This is a genomic window from Stutzerimonas chloritidismutans (genome assembly GCF_038562055.1).
GTDB classification, from domain to species: domain Bacteria; phylum Pseudomonadota; class Gammaproteobacteria; order Pseudomonadales; family Pseudomonadaceae; genus Stutzerimonas; species Stutzerimonas chloritidismutans_A.
The window spans coordinates 128,953-147,994 of record NZ_JBCFXD010000006.1 but is presented as its reverse complement, the minus strand read 5'-3'; the positions used below and the strand labels follow the sequence as shown (position 1 = coordinate 147,994).

At 57.9% G+C, this 19,042-nt stretch carries 13 protein-coding genes, 2 tRNA genes and 2 pseudogenes; 15 read left to right on the top strand and 2 right to left on the bottom strand.

Annotated features, from left to right (window positions below; translation table 11 throughout):
* Nucleotides 1-9 precede the first annotated feature (9 nt).
* Nucleotides 10-1,299 (top strand): M18 family aminopeptidase, encoded by a 1,290-nt coding sequence (locus tag AAGW23_RS11495; protein ID WP_342406620.1) that lies wholly within the window; start codon nt 10-12, stop codon nt 1,297-1,299.
* Between the two features lie 217 nt (nt 1,300-1,516).
* Here AAGW23_RS11495 and AAGW23_RS11490 read toward each other — a convergent pair.
* A pseudogene (locus AAGW23_RS11490) lies at nt 1,517-1,650 on the bottom strand (NAD(P)H-quinone oxidoreductase); the annotation flags it as partial.
* Between the two features lie 334 nt (nt 1,651-1,984).
* Between AAGW23_RS11490 and AAGW23_RS11485 the strand changes: the two are divergent.
* Nucleotides 1,985-4,081, top strand: a complete 2,097-nt coding sequence (locus tag AAGW23_RS11485; RefSeq protein ID WP_342406619.1) for a carboxy terminal-processing peptidase — start codon at nt 1,985-1,987, stop codon at nt 4,079-4,081.
* Between the two features lie 95 nt (nt 4,082-4,176).
* Nucleotides 4,177-4,977, top strand: a pseudogene (locus AAGW23_RS11480) (EAL domain-containing protein); the annotation flags it as partial.
* A gap of 279 nt (nt 4,978-5,256) precedes the next feature.
* Here AAGW23_RS11480 and AAGW23_RS11475 read toward each other — a convergent pair.
* On the bottom strand, nt 5,257-5,487 hold the full coding sequence (locus tag AAGW23_RS11475) for a hypothetical protein (protein WP_342406618.1): 231 nt from the start codon (nt 5,485-5,487) through the stop codon (nt 5,257-5,259).
* A 490-nt stretch (nt 5,488-5,977) separates the two neighbouring features.
* Here AAGW23_RS11475 and AAGW23_RS11470 point away from each other — a divergent pair.
* The 12 genes from AAGW23_RS11470 (at nt 5,978) to AAGW23_RS11415 (ending at nt 19,035) form a co-directional block, all read left to right on the top strand.
* A tRNA-Met gene (locus AAGW23_RS11470) sits at nt 5,978-6,054 on the top strand.
* 182 nt (nt 6,055-6,236) lie between these two features.
* Nucleotides 6,237-6,313 (top strand) — tRNA-Met (locus AAGW23_RS11465).
* Between the two features lie 733 nt (nt 6,314-7,046).
* Nucleotides 7,047-7,820, top strand: coding sequence for a hypothetical protein (locus tag AAGW23_RS11460; RefSeq protein WP_425540826.1), 774 nt, complete (start codon nt 7,047-7,049; stop codon nt 7,818-7,820).
* A 61-nt stretch (nt 7,821-7,881) separates the two neighbouring features.
* The gene (locus AAGW23_RS11455; protein ID WP_342406617.1) at nt 7,882-9,063 is read left to right on the top strand and encodes a DegT/DnrJ/EryC1/StrS family aminotransferase; all 1,182 of its coding nucleotides are present in this window, start codon (nt 7,882-7,884) and stop codon (nt 9,061-9,063) included.
* A 22-nt stretch (nt 9,064-9,085) separates the two neighbouring features.
* Nucleotides 9,086-10,612, top strand: coding sequence for a polysaccharide biosynthesis protein (locus AAGW23_RS11450; protein ID WP_342406616.1), 1,527 nt, complete (start codon nt 9,086-9,088; stop codon nt 10,610-10,612).
* A complete protein-coding gene (locus AAGW23_RS11445; protein WP_342406615.1) occupies nt 10,613-11,542 on the top strand; it encodes a glycosyltransferase family 2 protein in 930 nt (309 codons plus the stop codon).
* A 64-nt stretch (nt 11,543-11,606) separates the two neighbouring features.
* Entirely contained in the window at nt 11,607-13,817 is a 2,211-nt protein-coding gene (locus AAGW23_RS11440) for a polysaccharide biosynthesis tyrosine autokinase (protein ID WP_342406614.1), read from the top strand.
* A gap of 20 nt (nt 13,818-13,837) precedes the next feature.
* Complete coding sequence (locus AAGW23_RS11435) at nt 13,838-14,581, top strand: WbqC family protein (RefSeq protein ID WP_342406613.1); 744 nt, start codon at nt 13,838-13,840, stop codon at nt 14,579-14,581.
* A gap of 48 nt (nt 14,582-14,629) precedes the next feature.
* Nucleotides 14,630-15,157: a transcription/translation regulatory transformer protein RfaH gene (rfaH, locus tag AAGW23_RS11430; RefSeq protein ID WP_342406612.1), complete on the top strand. Its 528-nt coding sequence runs from the start codon at nt 14,630-14,632 to the stop codon at nt 15,155-15,157.
* Nucleotides 15,158-15,177: 20 nt separating this feature from the next.
* Complete coding sequence (locus tag AAGW23_RS11425; protein WP_342406611.1) at nt 15,178-16,437, top strand: glycosyltransferase family 4 protein; 1,260 nt, start codon at nt 15,178-15,180, stop codon at nt 16,435-16,437.
* Nucleotides 16,382-17,701: a hypothetical protein gene (locus tag AAGW23_RS11420; protein WP_342406610.1), complete on the top strand. Its 1,320-nt coding sequence runs from the start codon at nt 16,382-16,384 to the stop codon at nt 17,699-17,701. Before AAGW23_RS11425 ends, AAGW23_RS11420 begins: the two co-directional genes overlap by 56 nt.
* A complete protein-coding gene (locus AAGW23_RS11415) occupies nt 17,698-19,035 on the top strand; it encodes a hypothetical protein (RefSeq protein WP_342406609.1) in 1,338 nt (445 codons plus the stop codon). The genes AAGW23_RS11420 and AAGW23_RS11415 overlap by 4 nt, the downstream gene beginning before the upstream one ends.
* Nucleotides 19,036-19,042: the final 7 nt, after the last annotated feature.

The following is a 19,042-nucleotide window of genomic DNA, read 5'->3' as shown; positions in this document are numbered from 1 at the left end:
GAGCCAACCATGCGCGAAGAACTCAACCAGGGTCTGATTGATTACCTCAAAGCCTCCCCTACCCCATTCCACGCCACTGCCAGCCTTGCCCAGGCCCTGCAGGCCGCCGGCTACAAGGCGCTGGAAGAACGCGAAACCTGGGACACCGAACCCGGCGGCCGTTACTACGTCACCCGTAACGACTCCGCGATTATTGCGTTCCAGCTAGGTAACCAATCGGTCATCGAACAGGGTATCCGCCTGGTCGGGGCCCACACCGACAGCCCCTGCCTTCGAGTAAAGCCACAACCTGAATTGCAGCGGCAGGGCTTCTGGCAACTCGGCGTGGAAGTCTATGGCGGTGCGTTGCTGGCGCCATGGTTCGACCGTGACTTGTCCCTGGCTGGACGCGTGACTTATAGCCGCGACGGCCGGATCGAGAGCCAGCTGATCGATTTCAAGCTGCCTATTGCGGTGATTCCCAGCCTTGCCATACACCTCAATCGAGATGCCAACCAGGGCTGGGCGATCAATCCGCAGAACGAGCTGCCGCCGATACTGGCGCAAGTCGCCAGCGAAGACAGCCCGGATTTCAGGGCGCTGCTGGCGGACCAACTGAGCCGCGAGCATGGTCTGGTGGCTGACGTCGTACTGGATTTCGAGCTGAGCTTCTACGATACCCAGAGCGCTGCCGTGATAGGCCTTAACGGCGACTTTATCGCAGGTGCTCGCCTGGATAATCTGCTGTCGTGTTTTGCCGGCCTCCAGGCACTGCTGCGCGCTGGCCCCGAGGAAACCTGTGTGCTGGTCTGCACTGATCATGAAGAGGTTGGCTCCACCTCGATGTGCGGTGCCGACGGGCCGTTTCTCGAACAAGTCCTGCGCCGCGTATTGCCTGAAGGCGAGTCCTTCCAGCGCAGCATCAACCGTTCACTGATGATCTCGGCCGATAACGCGCATGCCGTGCATCCCAACTACAGCGACAAGCATGACGGCAACCACGGTCCGAAACTCAATGCCGGGCCGGTGATCAAGGTCAACAGCAACCAGCGATACGCCACAAGCAGCGAAACTGCCGGCTTCTTCCGCCACTTGTGTCTGGAAAATGAAGTCTCAGTGCAGAGTTTCGTAACCCGCAGCGACATGGGCTGCGGCTCGACCATCGGCCCTATCACCGCCAGCCAGCTGGGTGTACGCACCGTGGATATCGGCTTGCCGACCTTCGGCATGCACTCGATCCGCGAGCTGGCCGGCAGCCAGGATCTGGCACATCTGGTGAAGGTACTTAGCGCGTTCTATTCGAGCGCCGAGCTGCCTTGACCCGTGAAATCCAGGCGCACGCGCCTGGCTTGGATTGTTCAGACCAGACTGGCATCGATAACCAACTCAACCTTCCCCGATATATGAATGCTCGCCAGGGCAGCAAACGCGCCTCCACGTCGCCGGGAAACTGCATCCCAGGCGTGGAGAAAGCGTCTGGTTGGCCAAGAGCGGCCCGAATCCGCCTGCAATGTCAGCCAGAAACTTAGCCTGGTCATCCGAAGATATCGCTCACGCCGAGCTGCGGCGGATAGTGCCCGCGCGCTGCAGCAAATCGGCACGGTTCAGGCCTGCAGCCGCTACTTGAATCCTGACCTCTTTCTTGCCGCACTTCGCAACGGTGCGCTCCACTCACTCCAGCTGTCCTTCGATGCCTTGCAATGCCTTCATGCTGCCTCCATAGTGGTTCATACCTGCGCCCGCTAAACCGTGACTCCGGCAGTGCAGGCCGCTGATCAAGTTCTACCTAGGCCTCACAGCGATACGCCCATTCAAAACCATGGATTGCCTGATCGGCATCCTCGGTGCGGAGAATCGCCCTACCGCCTCGGTGCGAACTGAATCGCGGCGTGCCAGCCGCCAGATACCATCGGGCTGTGTTTTTCCCGCCGAGCGGATTCCGTCTCGGCGCCTGATTTGATGGCCTAATATGCGTTATTACTCAGCCTCGCGTCGCTCTCTCCATATGAAACGATCATTAACCGCAGGCCTGCTAGCCTTGCTGGTAGGTCTTCAGGCAAGTACCACTCTGGCCAAGCCTGCCGACCCGCACACCTGGGATTATCTGCAGCCTGACCGTGACCAGGTGATTGCCAGCCTGAACGTGGTCGAGCTGCTCAAGCGCCATCATTACAACAAACCACCGCTCAACGACGCCCGCGCGGCGAAGATCTTCGATAGCTACATCGAGATGCTTGACCCTTCGCGCAGCTATTTCACTGCAGGGGACGTTGCCGAATTCGAAGCCTGGCGCAACCAGTTCGACGACTTCCTCAAGAATGGCAACCTCGAGCCTGGGTTCATCATTTACAAGGTGCATCTGGAGCGTCTGCAGAGCAGGCTGCAGTACGCTCTGAGCCTGCTGGAGCAAGGCGTCGACAGCTTTGACTTCACGCTGGACGAGGAGCTGCTGGTTGATCGCGAGAATGCAGCGCGACCGGAGAACGAACGGGAACTGGATGACCTCTGGCGCAAACGCGTGAAGGACGAGGTGCTGCGACTGAAGATCGCCGGCAAGGAGCCCAAGGCCATCGAGGAATTGCTCACCAAGCGCTACAAGAACCAGTTGGCGCGCCTTGAGCAAACCCGTGGCGAAGACGTGTTTCAGACCTACATAAATGCCTTTGCGCAATCGTACGATCCTCACACGCAATACCTCTCTCCCGACAATGCGGAGAATTTCGATATCAACATGAGCCTCTCCCTGGAAGGGATTGGCGCCGTGCTGCAGAGCGACAACGAACACGTCAAGGTGGTGCGTCTGGTCCCTGCTGGGCCTGCCGAGAAGAGCAAGCAGATCGCGCCAGCCGACAAGATTGTCGGGGTCGGTCAAAGTGACGAGGAAATCGTCGATGTGATCGGCTGGCGGCTAGACGAAGTCGTCAAATTGATCCGCGGCCCGAAAGGATCGGTCGTCCGGCTTGAGGTGATCCCGGCAAGCAATGCGCCAAACGACCAGAGCAGCAAGGTCGTTGCCATCACCCGTGAAGCGGTGAAGCTTGAAGAGCAGGCGGCGAAGAAATCCGTGCTCAAGCTCAATCAGGACGGCCGCGATTACAAGCTCGGGGTCATCGAAATCCCTGCGTTCTACCTTGATTTCAAAGCCCTGCGTGCTGGCGACAAGGAATACAAGAGCACGACCCGCGACGTGAAAAAGCTGCTGACGGAGCTGGAAGAGGAAAACGTCGATGGCGTGGTCATCGATTTGCGTAACAACGGCGGTGGCTCTCTGCAGGAAGCCACCGAACTGACCGGCCTGTTCATCGATCAAGGCCCTACGGTCCTGGTCCGCAACAGCGATGGCCGTGTCGACGTCCTCGCCGACGAGCAGCAAGGTGTGTTTTATAAGGGCCCGCTGGCTGTGCTGGTCAATCGACTGTCCGCATCGGCCTCGGAGATCTTCGCCGGCGCCATGCAGGACTATCACCGGGCGCTTATCGTCGGCGGTCAGACCTTCGGCAAAGGCACCGTACAAACGGTCCAGCCACTCAATCATGGCGAACTCAAGCTGACACTGGCCAAGTTCTATCGGGTCTCGGGACAAAGCACGCAGCATCAGGGCGTAATTCCGGACATTTCCTACCCAGCCGAAGTCGATACCAAGGAAATTGGCGAAAGCGCATTGCCGGAAGCGATGCCCTGGGACAGCATCCGCGCAGCAGTCAACCCCGATATGAATCCCTTCAAGCCGTTCCTTGCTGAACTCAAGTCTCGTCACGAAGGACGGACCCATGAGGATCCCGACTTTGTGTTCACGCGTGACCGTCTCGCACTGACTCAGGAGCTGACTCACGAGACGACCATTAGCCTCAACGAGGAAAAGCGCCGGGCGCAGCAGGAGCGCATCGAGAAGCGCCAGCTGGCCTTGGAGAACACCTTACGCGAGGCCAAAGGCGAGGAGCCACTGGCCAAGCTCGAAAAAGAAGATGAGACGACACCACACGTCGAGGATAAAAAAATCAACCCCGAGGCCGATGCCTATCTCTCGGAAAGCGGCAGAATTCTGCTGGATTACTTGGGACTGAATAAAGCGATGGCCAAAAACCAGTCTGTCGAGCGCTGACATCGAGCGTCATCAAAGTGACATCAAAGTGTCGTGAAATACGAAGGGCCGCCATTGTGCGGCCCTTCGCATTTTAAGGCCGCCACGAGACCCTCATGACCGTCACCGAGCAGTTGAGCACGCTGGATTCCATCCTTGCTCACAGCAGCATTACCAGCCTGTTCCAGCCGATCGTATCGCTTGCCGAACGCGTCATACTCGGCTACGAAGCCCTTACCCGCGGCCCTTCAAACACCTCGCTCCACTCCCCTATCAATCTGCTCGCCGCCGCTCGACATGCCGGACGGCTCAATGAGCTGGAGATGACTTGTCGCGAGAGCGCCTGTAGCCGCTACAGCCAGCAGCAGCTACAGGGCAAACTGTTCCTCAACGTGTCGCCGGAAACATTATTGGATGCCACACACAAGCCGGGCCGCACCCTGGAGCTGCTGCACAAGTACGGCATCTCGGCCGACAGTGTGGTAATCGAACTAACGGAGCAAACGCCCACCGACGATTTCGAACTGCTTCGTGCCGCCTTGCATCACTATCGTGACATGGGCTTTTCAATTGCGTTGGACGACCTCGGTGCGGGCTACTCCAGCCTGCGCATGTGGTCTGAGCTGCGCCCCGATTACGTCAAGATCGACCGCTACTTCATAGACGGTATTCACGGGGACGTTGTTAAGCGCGAATTCGTCGGGTCGATCATGAAGATCGCCAGAGCATCACGTGCTCAGGTCATTGCTGAGGGCATCGAGCTGGGCGAAGAGCTGCACGTCCTGTCAGACATGGGCGTCGATCTGGTTCAAGGCTATCTGCTGGGCCGTCCGGAAGCGGAGCCAAAAGCCAGCGCTAGCCTGTGCCTGCCAGATATAGGTACCCGTGACGCGCCATTAAACAACCACGACCCTGACTGGCCGCCCGGAGGCTCAAGCAGACCGCATTCTTCAGCTTGTTGGGCTTGCTCCGCCTGCAAACAAGCTTGACGCTGCAATTAAGAAACTAGCGCAACAGGCAAGCCGATCATTCTTGTCGATGGCGGCTCATCGGCCGGCGCTGGTTAACCTCGTGCGCCTAACGAGCGAGAACGCACGCGTTCCACAAGCGGCTGATGCAAGCAATCATCGGCTCACAAACATAACCGTGAACAATTGCCCTAATCGTCCAAACAATGGATCTGATCAATCCTGATCTCAGTCCCCCAACGTCCGGCGCGGGCGATGCTCCATATCCGGATCAGTGTCGCCATGATTGGATTGCTCGTAAACCTGCTCCATCCGCTGATCGCGGACCTCACGATCGTCGCGCTTTTCCCCAGACTGTTCGGGTAGTCGTTCAATGCCCGCACCAGTGCCCATGGAGCCATTGCCGAGGGTACGGTCGACCGAGCCGGTATTCTGGGCCAGCAACGTATAACCAGGCATCGAATCTCCCGCTGACGCCTGGGCCGTAACCACTGCCGCAAACGCGGCCCCAAGCACAATAAGCAAATCGCTCCGCATACGTTTCTCCTTTTGTCTTGAGCTGATACTCGACATTAGGCAACGGGCTGCGGCCATTGATCCGGGCTAACGACAGAAGGCAAGCGGAACCGTTGTTTCCTTTCGACGGTCCCATATCCAGAGAGCACTTGATGTCTGGTTAGAAAGGAATCCAACGATGATCACAGCGCCACTGGTAATTCTTCTGATAGTAATTGGCTGGAGTGCAGCCGCCCTGGCGATGCTTTGGGGCATGCTGCGAGTTGCTCGTCATCATCACAAGCCATCCGCGGATAGCCGACTGGATCGGAACCAGCCTCGGGCAAGCGAGTCGCACAGCGCTCATGTTTCGCTTAGCACGTGACGAAATATCGGTCGGTTTGGAATAAAACCGTGACAGATTAGCCGAAAGATGTAGAATGCCGCCCACAGACGCGGGATGGAGCAGTCTGGTAGCTCGTCGGGCTCATAACCCGAAGGTCGTCGGTTCAAATCCGGCTCCCGCAACCAAATACGAAAAAGGCCACTCAACTGAGTGGCCTTTTTCGTTTGGATTCGCGCAAAGACCTGAACTTACGCGCTGCGCTCGCTGGGCAAAACCTGACGACCAGCCTAAACGCCTGAAAATAAAACGCTTTATCGACGTGCAAGGTTGACATGGGATCTTTAGCCTGTAGAATGCCGCCCACAGACGCGGGATGGAGCAGTCTGGTAGCTCGTCGGGCTCATAACCCGAAGGTCGTCGGTTCAAATCCGGCTCCCGCAACCAAATAGAAAGGCCACTCGATTGAGTGGCCTTTTTTTGGTCTCTGCTTTGCATCCGCAAGAACTTCAAACGAATATGTAACGCCACCAGCCTTTTGATTTCGTAATAAGGTTAACAACTTCCGACTTCTCTCTGCTCATCGATAAAATAGTCGTAGATCAAACGACTTAGTTCAGAAGATGGAGCGCGCTTAAACCCGCCCAAAGCGCAACGCTATCAACTTTTAAAAAGTTCCTTTGCAATCAAAGTATTGAGCTAACGGGCCGCATTGCTGGCGATTTTTTTTGTTTCGGTTCTTGACTGCCGTCAGGTTCTGAATGTTAACTACATCACACAGCTAAGAGACGGCTCTTCTCGAGCGGCGAACTAACTAGTCAGCCGGGCTGTACTGATGCGCATGGATGGCATCTCCAGTTGCAGCAATGTTGCCGCCTGCGCCAAAAATCTAATTGTTTGCTTATCTCGAATTCTAGCCGAGTGCGGTAGCTTTGCCTGAAGCGAGCGAAGCTTGCAATCTACAACCAATGCCTTAGAACGCAAAGGCAGCTGCCTCGGCTGGTGCGGTAGCTTTGCCTGATCGAAACTCGTGAACGAAAAGCCAAAAAAGCGGTTCTGACTCAAAGCCTTTAATGCCAAAAATGAGCCGCAAATAGACCGCCCTGTCCGCGAGAAATTATCAATCGCTTTAAACGCTCTAAAGCCTCTATTCGATTGTATTATCCAATTGGAGTGCATCGTGAATACATATTTCCGCAGTATGGAAGCGCCCGCTCTTCAGTTAATTACTTATGAGATATCCAATAAGGGAAGCGCCTGCATTGCCAACTTTCTAACAAGTGACCAACTGAAATCTCTTAAAGAAAGCGTCCGAGCAGAAGCCGAAAAACATAAAGGAAGTTATTTCGCGCATCATGGTGGCAGCGAAATAGAAAGTTCCCTGCTCGGCGCGCTAGGCGCTTCGCCAGAATTTCGAAACATGCTGGAAAGTGTCTATCAGGCGGGCGCGGGGCAAGCGGCTTATAGCAACGAGATACTTAAAGTTCTGCGCTGTGTACAAGGGACTTCAGGTCGTCGTGAGTCCAATTGCTTTCACTACGACGCTAGCCTGGTCACAGCGCTGCTACCGATAGAAATTCCTCAGGATGGCGTTGACCGGGGTGATTTGCTGTTGTTCCCCAATGGTCGCCGCATACGCTCTAACGTGTTGATCAATGTCCTTGAAAAAGCGTTGCTGCAGAACGCGTTGAGTCGGAAATTGATTAGCGCAGCCATACGGCACAATTTTCTGCACCCGCAAAAGCTTCAACTCGTTCCCGGCAACCTCTATCTGTTCTGGGGCTACCGCACGCTTCATGCAAACGAGCCCTGTGATCCTGATCATCGCCGCGCAACGGCCATCTTTCACTTTGGCGATCCGCATGCAGGCAGCCTCGCGACCCGCTTGATTCTCAAGCTGAATCAGCGACGAGCACGACGCGCAACAGCCTTGGGTACGCAACCTGCGGCGTGACCTCACAGGCGCAACATTCATTGCGCCTGGTTCAGACGTGACGACAGATAGGGATATCGAGATGATCAATGTCACCCGATCATATCTTGGCAACAAAGCCAAATTTCTGGGCTACGTCGACAGCATCTACGCCACCGGCTGGCTGACCAATCATGGTCCTCTGGTCACTGAGCTGGAGGAGCGGCTGCGTGATTACCTGGGTGTCCGAAACATCATTCTGACCAACAACGGCACCTTGGCGCTGCAGATTGCCTATCGGGCTCTTAACCTCACCGGCAGCGCAATCACCACCCCGTTCAGTTTCGTCGCGACCACCAGTTCACTGCAGTGGGAGGGCATTCGACCGATCTTCGCGGATATCGACAAAGCCACCTGGAATCTTGATCCCAAGGCGATCGAAGCGAGGATAGAGGCCGACACTCAAGCGATTGTCGCCACCCACGTTTTCGGCAATGCGTGCGACGTCGAGACAATCGCGCAGGTCGCGCAGCAGCATCGCCTGAAAGTGATCTACGACGGCGCCCATGCATTCAGCGTCCGTTACAAGAACCACTCGGTGTTCAACTGGGGCGATATCAGCACGCTCAGTTTTCACGCGACCAAGCTCTTCCACACGATCGAAGGCGGTGCCATCGTCACCGACGATGATGCGCTGGCCGCCAGGATTCGTTTGCTCTGCAACTTCGGCATCGTCGACACCGACATCATCGACGGCATCGGCATCAACGCCAAACTCAATGAGTTTGCCGCCGCGATGGGGCTGTGCATTCTCGACGATATGGCATTGATTCTGGAGCAGCGCGAAGAAATCGCCAGCCGCTACGAACACCAGCTCGGTGACCACTTCGACTTGCAACTTCAGCAAGCGGACTCGCAACGCAACCACAGCTATTTCCCCATTGCCCTGACTGATGAAACCCAGCTTCTGCGGTGTCGAGCGGCACTTATGGATAAGGGCATCAACCCCAGGCGCTACTTCTACCCCTCTTTAGACACCCTCAGCTACGTGCAGCCGCAAATCCCTCAACCCGAGTCCCGCGCTCTGAGTCGTCGGGTGCTGTGCCTGCCGATCTATCCGGGTCTGCCACGGCATGTCCAGAACACGGTCATCGAGACGCTGTTGAAAGACTCATCACATCGCAGCCAACCGCAGGCCGAACGTATCTGGCCTCAGGTCACTGCCGGTTGGCTGGTGGAAGACCGGGCAAACCTGTCGGCCCCTATGTGCAAGCGCATTTACTGATTCATTCGCAACGGCTGACGTCATGTCTGATCGAAATCTATCGATGCTTCGCAACACCGGTCTGAGCTATGCGGGGCAAGCGTATGCCCTGCTCATCGGCATTCTCATCCTGCCCTTCTACCTTGGACATCTGGGCGCGGAAGCTTACGGTCTGATCGGATTCTTCGCGGTACTACAAGCCTGGCTGCAGCTGCTGGACGCCGGTCTGTCCCCGTCACTGGTTCGTCAGATCGCCCATTTCCGCGGCCGCATGGACACTGCGACACAGCGCTACGAACCGGGACAATTGCTGCGTTCGTTCGAGATCATATTTCTGCCGCTGGCATTACTCACCGCTCTCAGCATTCATCTGTCCAGCGGATGGATTGCACACCAATGGCTGCAGGCAGCGGAATTGAGCAACGCCACCATCGTCCACTGCATCAGCCTGATGGGCTTGATGATCGGGCTCAAGCTCTACGCCACCCTGTATAAAAGCGGCCTGCAAGGGCTCGAGCTACATGCGTGGCTGAACAGCGCTAATGTCATCGTCGCCACGCTGCGTTATTTCGGCGGATTGTTTCTGGTGGCCAATATCAGCCAAAACCCGGAAGACTTCTTTCTCTTCCAGACGGCTGTCGGGCTGCTCGAAACCCTCATTTTCGCTGTCAAGGCGTACAGCTTGATGCCCAATCCAAAGCTGCTGACCGGTTTCAACTCGGCAGTCGTCAAGCCGGTTCTGCCATTTGCCGCTGGCATTTCGCTCAGCTCGGTGCTGTGGATCGTCCTCACGCAGCTGGACAAGGTGTTGCTCTCCAACGTGCTGCCGCTAAACGAATACGGCTATTTCTCGTTGGTTGCGCTGATGTCGACCGGCATCATGACGCTGACCAATCCGCTGGTGCAGACGCTGCTACCGCGCATGACGATGCTTGTCGCCGAGGACCGGACCGCCGACATGCAGGCGCTCTACCTGAACGCAACCCGGTTTGTCTGCAGTTTGTTGTTTCCCTTGGCCGGGGTGATCGCGTTTCACTCTGCCGAGCTGGTTTTTGCCTGGACCGGCGATGCAGAAGCCGCGCAATGGAGCCGACTGGTACTGCCGTGGTACGTGATCGGCAGCGCGATCATGGCCGTCACTGCCTTCCAGTTCTATCTGCAATACGCCTATGGGCAGCTGCGTCTTCATGTGTGGTTCAGCCTGATCAGCGCCGTATTGAGCATCCCTGTGGTTGTCTACGCAACCCTCGAACATGGCGTCTACGGCGCAGCGTTGGCCTGGTTCGGGTTGCGCATGCTGACCTTTCTGATCTGGCCGTCGATGGTGCACAAGCGCTTCGGTGCCCGCCTGCATCGCCCATGGCTACAGGACCTGTTGCGTATCACGGCCATGACCGGCCTGGGGCTCCTGATCGGCGAACCGGTGTTCGCTGCCATCGCCAGTGACAACCGCTTCGACATTCTTCTGGGGCTGGCCGTCAGCGGGTTGATCTGCCTGGCGCTAGTGATCTTCACCTCCAAGCCGGTAGTAATGCGGCTCTACGTACTGATGACCAAGTCGAGCGTTTGAATGGATATCCAAACCAACGAAGAACACGAGCTGATGGCGAACTGGGGCAACAGACGCGACCCTCTCTTGAGCATTGTCTGCCTGACCTACAACCACGCCGATTTCATTAGGGAAACGTTGGAAGGCTTTCTGCGGCAGAAAACAGATTTCCCATTCGAAGTGATCGTGCATGACGACGCGTCGACCGACAACACCGCTGCGATCATCCGCGAATATGCCGCGCGTTACCCAAGCGTCATCAAGCCGATCTACCAGCGGGAGAACCAATACCGGCTGGGGGTACCGTTCAGCACTCGCCTATTTGCTCAGGCCAGTGGCCGATACATCGCCTATTGCGAGGGGGATGACTACTGGACGGACCCGCGCAAGCTCCAGCTACAGGTGGACTTTCTCGAAAAACATCGTGACTACGTGATGACTTACCACGATGCATTCATGTTCAACAGCCTGGGCGTCGTCCGTACCCCTCACCTGACCGGCAAGTATCGAAAGGACGCAACCGCTCTCCAGCTGCAAAAGGCGCGTCCGGTTTCCACGCTAACCGTCTGTTTTCGCAACCTTTTAAAGGAGTTGCCAGCGGAGTTGCACGGCGTCGAAGTGCTGGACATCTGCTGGTGGTCACTGCTTGGCGCGCACGGCAAGGGCAAGTTCATCGAGGAGATAAAGCCCGCGGCCTATCGTGTGCACGAAGGCGGGATCTTCTCCATGCGCAGCAGCAAACAGCGCATCCAGATGACCACACACGCCTATTACAACCTCGCCCGTTACTACCAGCGCATCGGCAACCAGTCGCTGTACGAATACTTCATGGTCCAGGTGTTCGCTCATGTGCTCGCGTCGATCTCTCCCGTCAGCAAGATCCAGGCACTTGGTCAGGTTTTTCAGAACATCAGCATCAATCTTTTACGCAGGCTGACTCCAGGTGTTTGAACAACCCCTGGCTATCACCTCTGCTGCCGCACCGATGGCGCAACACTCAAAGAAGGAACCCGCAATGACCGCCATGGCCCGCTCTTCGCTGGACTACGATGGAGACAACCGGATCGATCTGGCGCGCATTCTGCGCGTGGCGTTCGATCACAAGCGGCTGATTTTCACCATCACTGCCCTCTTCGCTCTGCTCGGCGTCGCCTACGCCATCGTCGCCACGCCGATCTACGAAGCCACCGCGATGATCCAGATCGAGCCTAAAAAGTCAGGGATTACCGGTATTCCCGAATCCGTGCCCAGGCCGAACTCGGTATCTCAAGCAATCACCGAAATAGAGCTGATCAAATCCCGTGCGGTACTGGGCGATACCGTCAATGACCTGAGGCTTTACATCAATGCCCGGCCCAAGTACGTCCCGCTGCTCGGCAGCTACCTGGCCCGCCAGCACGACCCCGTAGAAGACGGAGAGCTCGCTGCACCGCTATTGGGCCTGGACAGCTACGCCTGGGGTGGAGAAAAACTCGACATCTTCCAGCTGGACGTGCCGGACGCCTACCTGGGCGAGAAACTGCTGCTGCGTGCCGGCACTGCGGGCTCATACCGCCTGTATGACGCTGAAGAGAAATTGTTGCTGACCGGCAAAGTCAACGAAGCCGTTCAACTCGACGGATTTCGTCTGCAAGTCGCCGAACTCAAGGCTCGCCCCGGCACCGAGTTCGTCGTTGTGCGCAGCCGTCCGCAGACCACAGCCTTGGACTACCAGAAGCGCCTCAAGGTGGGTGAAGCCGGAAAGGACTCCGGGATCATCTATCTCACGATGGAGGACCCGGATTCGGACAAAGCAAATCGGGTGCTCGACAAAATCAGTCGCCTGTATGTTCGACAGAACATCGAACGCAGCTCCGCCGAAGCGGCTCAGCGCCTGGAGTTCCTGAGGTCGCAGGTACCCATGGTGCGCAAGGAGCTGGAAAAGGCCGAAGCCGCCCTCAACGACTACCAGACCAGCGCCCAGTCGGTGGACATCAGCATCGAGACCAAGGGCGTGCTCGATCAGATCGTCGCGCTGGAATCACAGATCTCCGAACACAACCTCAAGCGCACCGAATACAACCAGCTCTATACCCCGGAACACCCGACCTACCAGACGCTGATGAAGAAGATCGGCCAGTTGGAGGCCCAGAAAGCCGCGCTGATGGGCAAGATCGACACCCTGCCAATGACGCAGCAGGAACTCTTGCGTTTGAATCGCGACATGCAGGTCACCACGCGCACCTACACGCTGCTGCTGGACAAGGCCCAGGAGCAGGACATCCTTCGCGCAGGCACCATCGGTAACGTCCGCATCATCGACAGCGCCTACGCGGTGGTGGAGAAACCGGCAAAACCAATCAAGCCACTGGTGGTGCTGGTCGCGATCTTCATCGGGCTACTGGTGTCGGCAATGGTGATCCTGCTGCGGCAGGTGTTCTACCGCGGCATCGAAAGCCCCGAGACCATTGAGAATCTAGGGACGCCGGTGTATGCCGCGCTGCCTTTTTCGCCGAAGCAGGAGCACCTGTACCGGTTGAGGAAGATTCACGACGGCAGAAGCAAGCTGCTGGGTCGCGCCGATCCCGCCGACCTGGCTATCGAATCGCTCCGCAGCCTGCGCACCAGCCTCAAGTTCGCCATGCTCGAGGCACGCAATCAGGTGCTGGTGATTACCAGCCCGACGCCCGCGGTGGGCAAATCGTTCGTCGCCAGTAACCTCGCTTCTGTCATAGCTCAGGCTGGCCAGCGCGTGCTGCTGATCGATGCCGACATGCGGCGCGGCTATCTGGCCGGCATGTTCGGCATGGCGCCGCGCAACGGTTTGTCGGACGCCCTGGCCAGCGGCTTGCAGCTCGCCGCCGTGGTTTGCAAGACCGATCAAGCCAACCTGCATTTCATTGCCAGCGGACATAGTGCGCCCAACCCCTCGGAACTGTTGATGCACGAGAATTTCGCTCGTCTGCTCAAGGACGCCGAGCGTGAGTACGATTTCGTGATCGTCGATACACCACCGGTATTGGCGGTAACCGATGCCGTTCTGGTTGCGCAACAGGCCGGCACCTGCCTGTTGGTGGCCCGTTATGGGTTGAGCACTGCCGGCCAGATCGAAGCCTCCAAACGGCGCCTGGCGCAGAACGGCGTACTGCTCAAGGGCGCCATTCTCAACGGCGTCAAACGCAGGGCTTCGAGCTCCGCCTACGAGACCGGCGCCTACGGTTACTACAGCTATTCTCAAAAAGCCTGACACACGCGAGGGATATGCCCGTGCTCAGAACCGTCTCGATGATGCAGCCCTACCTGTTCCCGTATCTCGGCTATTTCCAGCTGATCGCGCGCAGTGATGTCTTTGTGCTGGGCGACGACCTTCAGTACGTCAAGGGCTCATGGATCAACCGCAACAGGATACTGGCGGCCGGGCAACCGAAACTCATCACCTTTCCACTGCGAAAAGCCAACCAGTTCTTCCCGATCAACCAACGCTGGCTCTGCGACGAGTTCGAGCAAGAAGCGCAAAAGATGCTGAAAACCTTGGAGCTGGTGTACTCCCGTGCGCCACACAAAACCGAGGTGATGACCCTGGTGCGTCAGATCTTGGCGCACCCCGAGCGCAACCTGGCGCGCTTCATCGAGAATTCCATCCGCCGGATCTGCGCCTACCTGCAGATCGCGACGCCGATCCGCATCGGCTCTGAACTGGGCTTGCCGGCACGCATGGACAAGCAGGAACGCGTGGTCACCATCGCCCACAAGATGAACGCGGAGCTGTACATCAACCCAATCGGCGGCACGGAGCTCTACAGCCACGCCTTTTTCAGAGCGCACGGGCTGACGCTGAGATTCCTGAAGATGGATGACTTGAGCTATCCCCAATTCAACCACCCCTTCGTACCTTCGCTGTCGATCATCGACGTGTTGATGTTCAACAGCCGAAGCGAAGCGCAGGCGCTGCTCAAACGTTTTTCTCTAGTCAAGGGCTTAGAGCAGACAGCCACATTGCAAGGCGCATGACCTCGACAGAACGGACATCGACAAATCTCACTATGGAAGGCGGTTCAAATGACCTCGCTCAGCAGCAACTCCCACTGGTACCTGATCCAGACCAAACCACGGCAGGAAAGCCGCGCCGAAGACAATCTTCGACGGCAGCACTTCGAGTGCTACCAGCCCATAAAGCCTTGCACAGGGAACGGAAAAACGGACGAAGCGCTCTTTCCGGGCTACCTGTTCATCCGCCTCGATCGTCAGCTGGATAACTGGTACCCGATTCGCTCCACGCGCGGCGTCGCCCGCGTCGTGTCATTCGGCAGCGAGCCGACACCCGTCAGAGACGAACTCATCGAGCAGTTGCGTCAACGTCTGGCAAGCGCGCCTCAGGCGCCTCAGTTCGCGCCCGGCGAAAAGGTTCAGGTGCATGGCGGCAGCTTCATGGATCTCGAGGCTATTTTCGTCAGTGCGGACGGTGAAAAGCGTTCGGTGATCCTGCTGAACCTGCTTCAGCGTGAACAAAAGGTTCGTGTGCCCACCCGCTACCTCTGCAGCATCCCTGCACAGTCAGCCTTGTCGCTGGCCTGTCGAGCGGATTGACTGATCAGCAGGGGCGCACCATGAAGGTTCTTTTTCTACACAGTTTGTATGCGCCACACATTGGCGGCGGCGCGGAAATAGTTGTCCGACAGTTAGCCGAAGGACTCCAGCGCCGTGGCTGCGACATCGTTGTCCTGGCAACTGGACCAGAGCCGGGGCTTTACGATGAGGCGCTCGACGGCGTGCGGATCTACCGCGCCGGGCTGGATAACTTCTACTGGCATTTCACTCAGTCCCGCCCCAGTCGACTGTTGCGGCTGGGTTGGCATTATCGAGACCGCTACAACCGCCCCATGCGACGGCATGTGCGTCAGGTCATCGAGCGGGAGCGACCCGACGTGGTGGTCTGCAACAACCTCACAGGCTGGTCGATATCCGCATGGGACGAAATCAGCGCGGCCGGGCTGCCCATCGTTCAGGTGCTACACGATCTCTATTTGCTCTGCCCCAAAGACACCATGTTCAGCAAGGGCCGTAGCTGCGAGCGCCAGTGCGGCATGTGTTCAGCCTTTCGCCATTCGCATGCGACGGCCTCGGCTCAGGTCGCGGCAGTCATCGGCGTCAGTCGGTTCGTCCTCGAGCGTCTGACCGCCCAGGGCTATTTCGGCCGAGCCAGCCAGCATGTCGTGCACAACAGCATCGACGCCGACGGCGGCCTGCCCGCCAGACCACGGCCACGCCATAGTGGGCTGCTGCGCTTCGGCTATATCGGCACGCTTTCTGAAAACAAGGGTGTCGGCTGGTTGATCGAGCAATTTCAGGCGCTCTCGATCAATGCCACGCTGGAAATCGCCGGTCGCGGCAAGTTGGATTACGAGGCCAAGCTCAAGGAGCAGGCCGACCCTGCCAAGGTGAGGTTTGTTGGCTACCAACCCTCGGAGCGCTTCATGCAGGCAATCGACGTACTGGTCATCCCGTCGATCTGGGCCGAGCCCTTCGGGCTGGTGGCGGTTGAAGCCTGCGCTCAGCATCTGCCGATCATCGCCACGAACATGGGCGGCCTGCCGGAAATCATTCAGGACAACCTGAATGGCTTGCTCTGCACCCCGAGCGACCCCGACTCCCTCGGCAGGGCCATGCTCAAGCTCTATCTGGACAGCGGCCTGCGTCATCGTTTGTCCAGCCAGGCGCGAGAAAGCGTCGCCCCCTTTTTGGATACGGAACGAATGCTCGATCAGTACCAGTCGATCCTGTATTCCACGCTGCACGGCCGGAGCGCCTACGATGAACCCGAGTTCGCTGACCATTTCGCATCGCAGGTCGAGACCGCTGGCGATTGATAAACCCACGGTGCTGACGCTGATCGCGGCCTCGCTGCTGATCAGCGAAACCTTCGCCGGCGCACTTCGTTATTACCTCGATATTGCCGGCGTTTCGGCCCTGCTCTACCTGCCAAAGCTGGCCTGCATCGCAGCCGTTGCACTGGAAGTACCCAGGGCACGAAGCCAACCCGGCGTTTGGCTGGTGCTGTTTGCAGTACTGGTCTCAAGCCTGTTTGCGCTGCTGCACGGTGCCACGCTGGGCAATGTTGGCTTCAGCCTGTTCATCTACATCCCGCTGTTGTTCGGGTTGTTCTGCGGCGGCTATCTGGAGCAAAGAACCGGCCTGCTCAGCTGGGTCATCGGTTTTTGTTTGGTTGCGTCATTGCTCGGAATTGCGCTGGACATGTTCACCAGCGTGCCCTGGAAGGGCTATAGCTACATGATGGGCGACGTCGAGCTCACCGCGAACAAATCCTGGGCCTTCGGCAGTACCGACCGACTTGCCGGATTCGCCCGAATGTCGACCAACCTGGCCGTGATGATCGCCCTGTACAGCCTGTTCCTGGCGGCCTTCCTGCGGTCGCGGTTACTACGGATGCTGCTGTACCCGCTGGCCTTTGGCGCGATATTCCTCACGACCAACAAGTCCACCGCCGCTGCATACCTGCTGACCCTGGCCATGTTGTTTCTGGCCGGTTACCGCCTGCCCAGCGCCGCGGCATTTTTCATTGCAGTGCTGGTGGGCATGGGATTACCAATCGCCAGCCTGCTGTTGAACATCCCACAGAGCGAGGCCTATAGCGCCAGCCTGCTAGCGTCGTTCAATGACCGGCTGATTCACAGCTGGCCAAATTTCATCGATGTCGTCGTCAACGAGGGCTGGGGTTGGTGGGGCGCTGGTTTCGGTGCGGTGGGCAGCAGCGCGGCAGCCTTCCCGTTGGCCTGGCTGGAGCTGTTGAGCATCGCCGACAACACAGCACTGTATCTCTGGGGAATGCTCGGTGTATTTGGAGTGTTGCTGTACCTGTTGCTGTTTCCATTGCTGCTGCGCCTGCATGACCGAGGCCCGCGCATTCGCGACGCGCTGCTGGGCATCGTGTTCTGCACATGCCTGATCGGTTGGGCAACCGACGTACTGGAAGTCACCACGGCTACCCTTTTTCTCGGCATGGCCATTGCCCATGTTCTGAGCCCGCGCGAGCGTCAGTGCACTGTTGCCACAGCAGCGGAGCATTACGGACTAGCGCTTGATAAGCGAAAACCCAGGGACGGCCGGCCATGAAACACCGACATCCAATACGCTGCCTGGCGCTTGCCGCTGCGGTGACGGCTCTTGCTGCGCCAGCATCGGCACAACCGGCAGAGGACCCATTCATCGTGGGGGTCTGTTCGCATGACCTGCATCTACGCGACAGCACCAGCAAGGGCGTGCAGTTGTTACGACAAGCTGGCATCGAGTCGGTACGCACCGATGCGCACTGGGCCTTCCTCGAGCGCAAGCGCGATCAGCTCAAGGTGGAACGGCATTGGCCAGCCTACCTTGCTGGCAACGAAGCGCTGGGAATCGACAGCCTGTTCATTCTGGGCTACGGCAACCGCTTTCACGGCGCAGGAGAAAAGCCACGCAGCGAGCCGGTGCGCGCAGCGTTCAATCGCTACGTGGCCTTTACGGCTCAACAATTTCGCGGTCGCATCAAGCACTACGAGGTCTGGAACGAATGGGACGTAGAGGATCCGATCGATCCGCAGTTCTCGCAGGACTACGCCCGGTTGATCACCGATGCGGCGGGCATCATCCGTCAGCATGACCCAGACGCCAAGGTACTGGCCGGTGCAGTGACCACCAAGGGCATCGAGTCTGGATTCGCCTTGCGCCTGGTCGAGGCTGGAATCATGCAATCGGTCGATGGCCTCTCGTTGCACCCGTACGTCCACTGCCGTAGCCGTGGGAAGAACACGCCCGAAGCCTGGATCGAATGGCTAGCCGAGGTCGACCTCGAACTGTCGAGCGCCGCCAACAAACCGGTGCCGCTTTACCTGACCGAAATGGCCTGGCCTGCGCACCAAGGTGCCTGCGGAATCGATGAAACCCTCCAGGCGGCCTATCTGGCACGAAGCTTTTTCCTTGCCAGAACGTTACCCAACGTGCGCGGCTACTGGTGGTATGACTTCCGCAACGATGGGACCGATAAGCAAGAGCGAGAGCACAACTTCGGTCTGGTCCGGCAGGACTATTCGCTTAAACCGGCGTATCGCGTACTCGCAACAATCAGCCCGATCATCGATAACTTTCAGTTCGTAGCGCGGGTCGGCAACTCACCGGACAGCATCCAGCTGCAGTTCTCCAATGGCCAGGAGCAACTGCTGGTCGCGTGGGCGCCCGACCGGCCACGCCCGGCCACCATTACCGCTACTGGAAAGACGGCGGGTGACTTGAAGCTGCTTGATACCGCACAGCCCGATAAGGGATGGACATCCTTTAAAGCCTGGCAGTGCACGAGCGCCACAGGTACCTGCACTGCGCAGATTGAACTCGACCGGTTCCCCAAAATTGTCAGCCTCGGCGAAGCGGCTTCGCCTGATACGGGGCAGGCTCTGACCATCTCGACTCGTTGAACAGAAG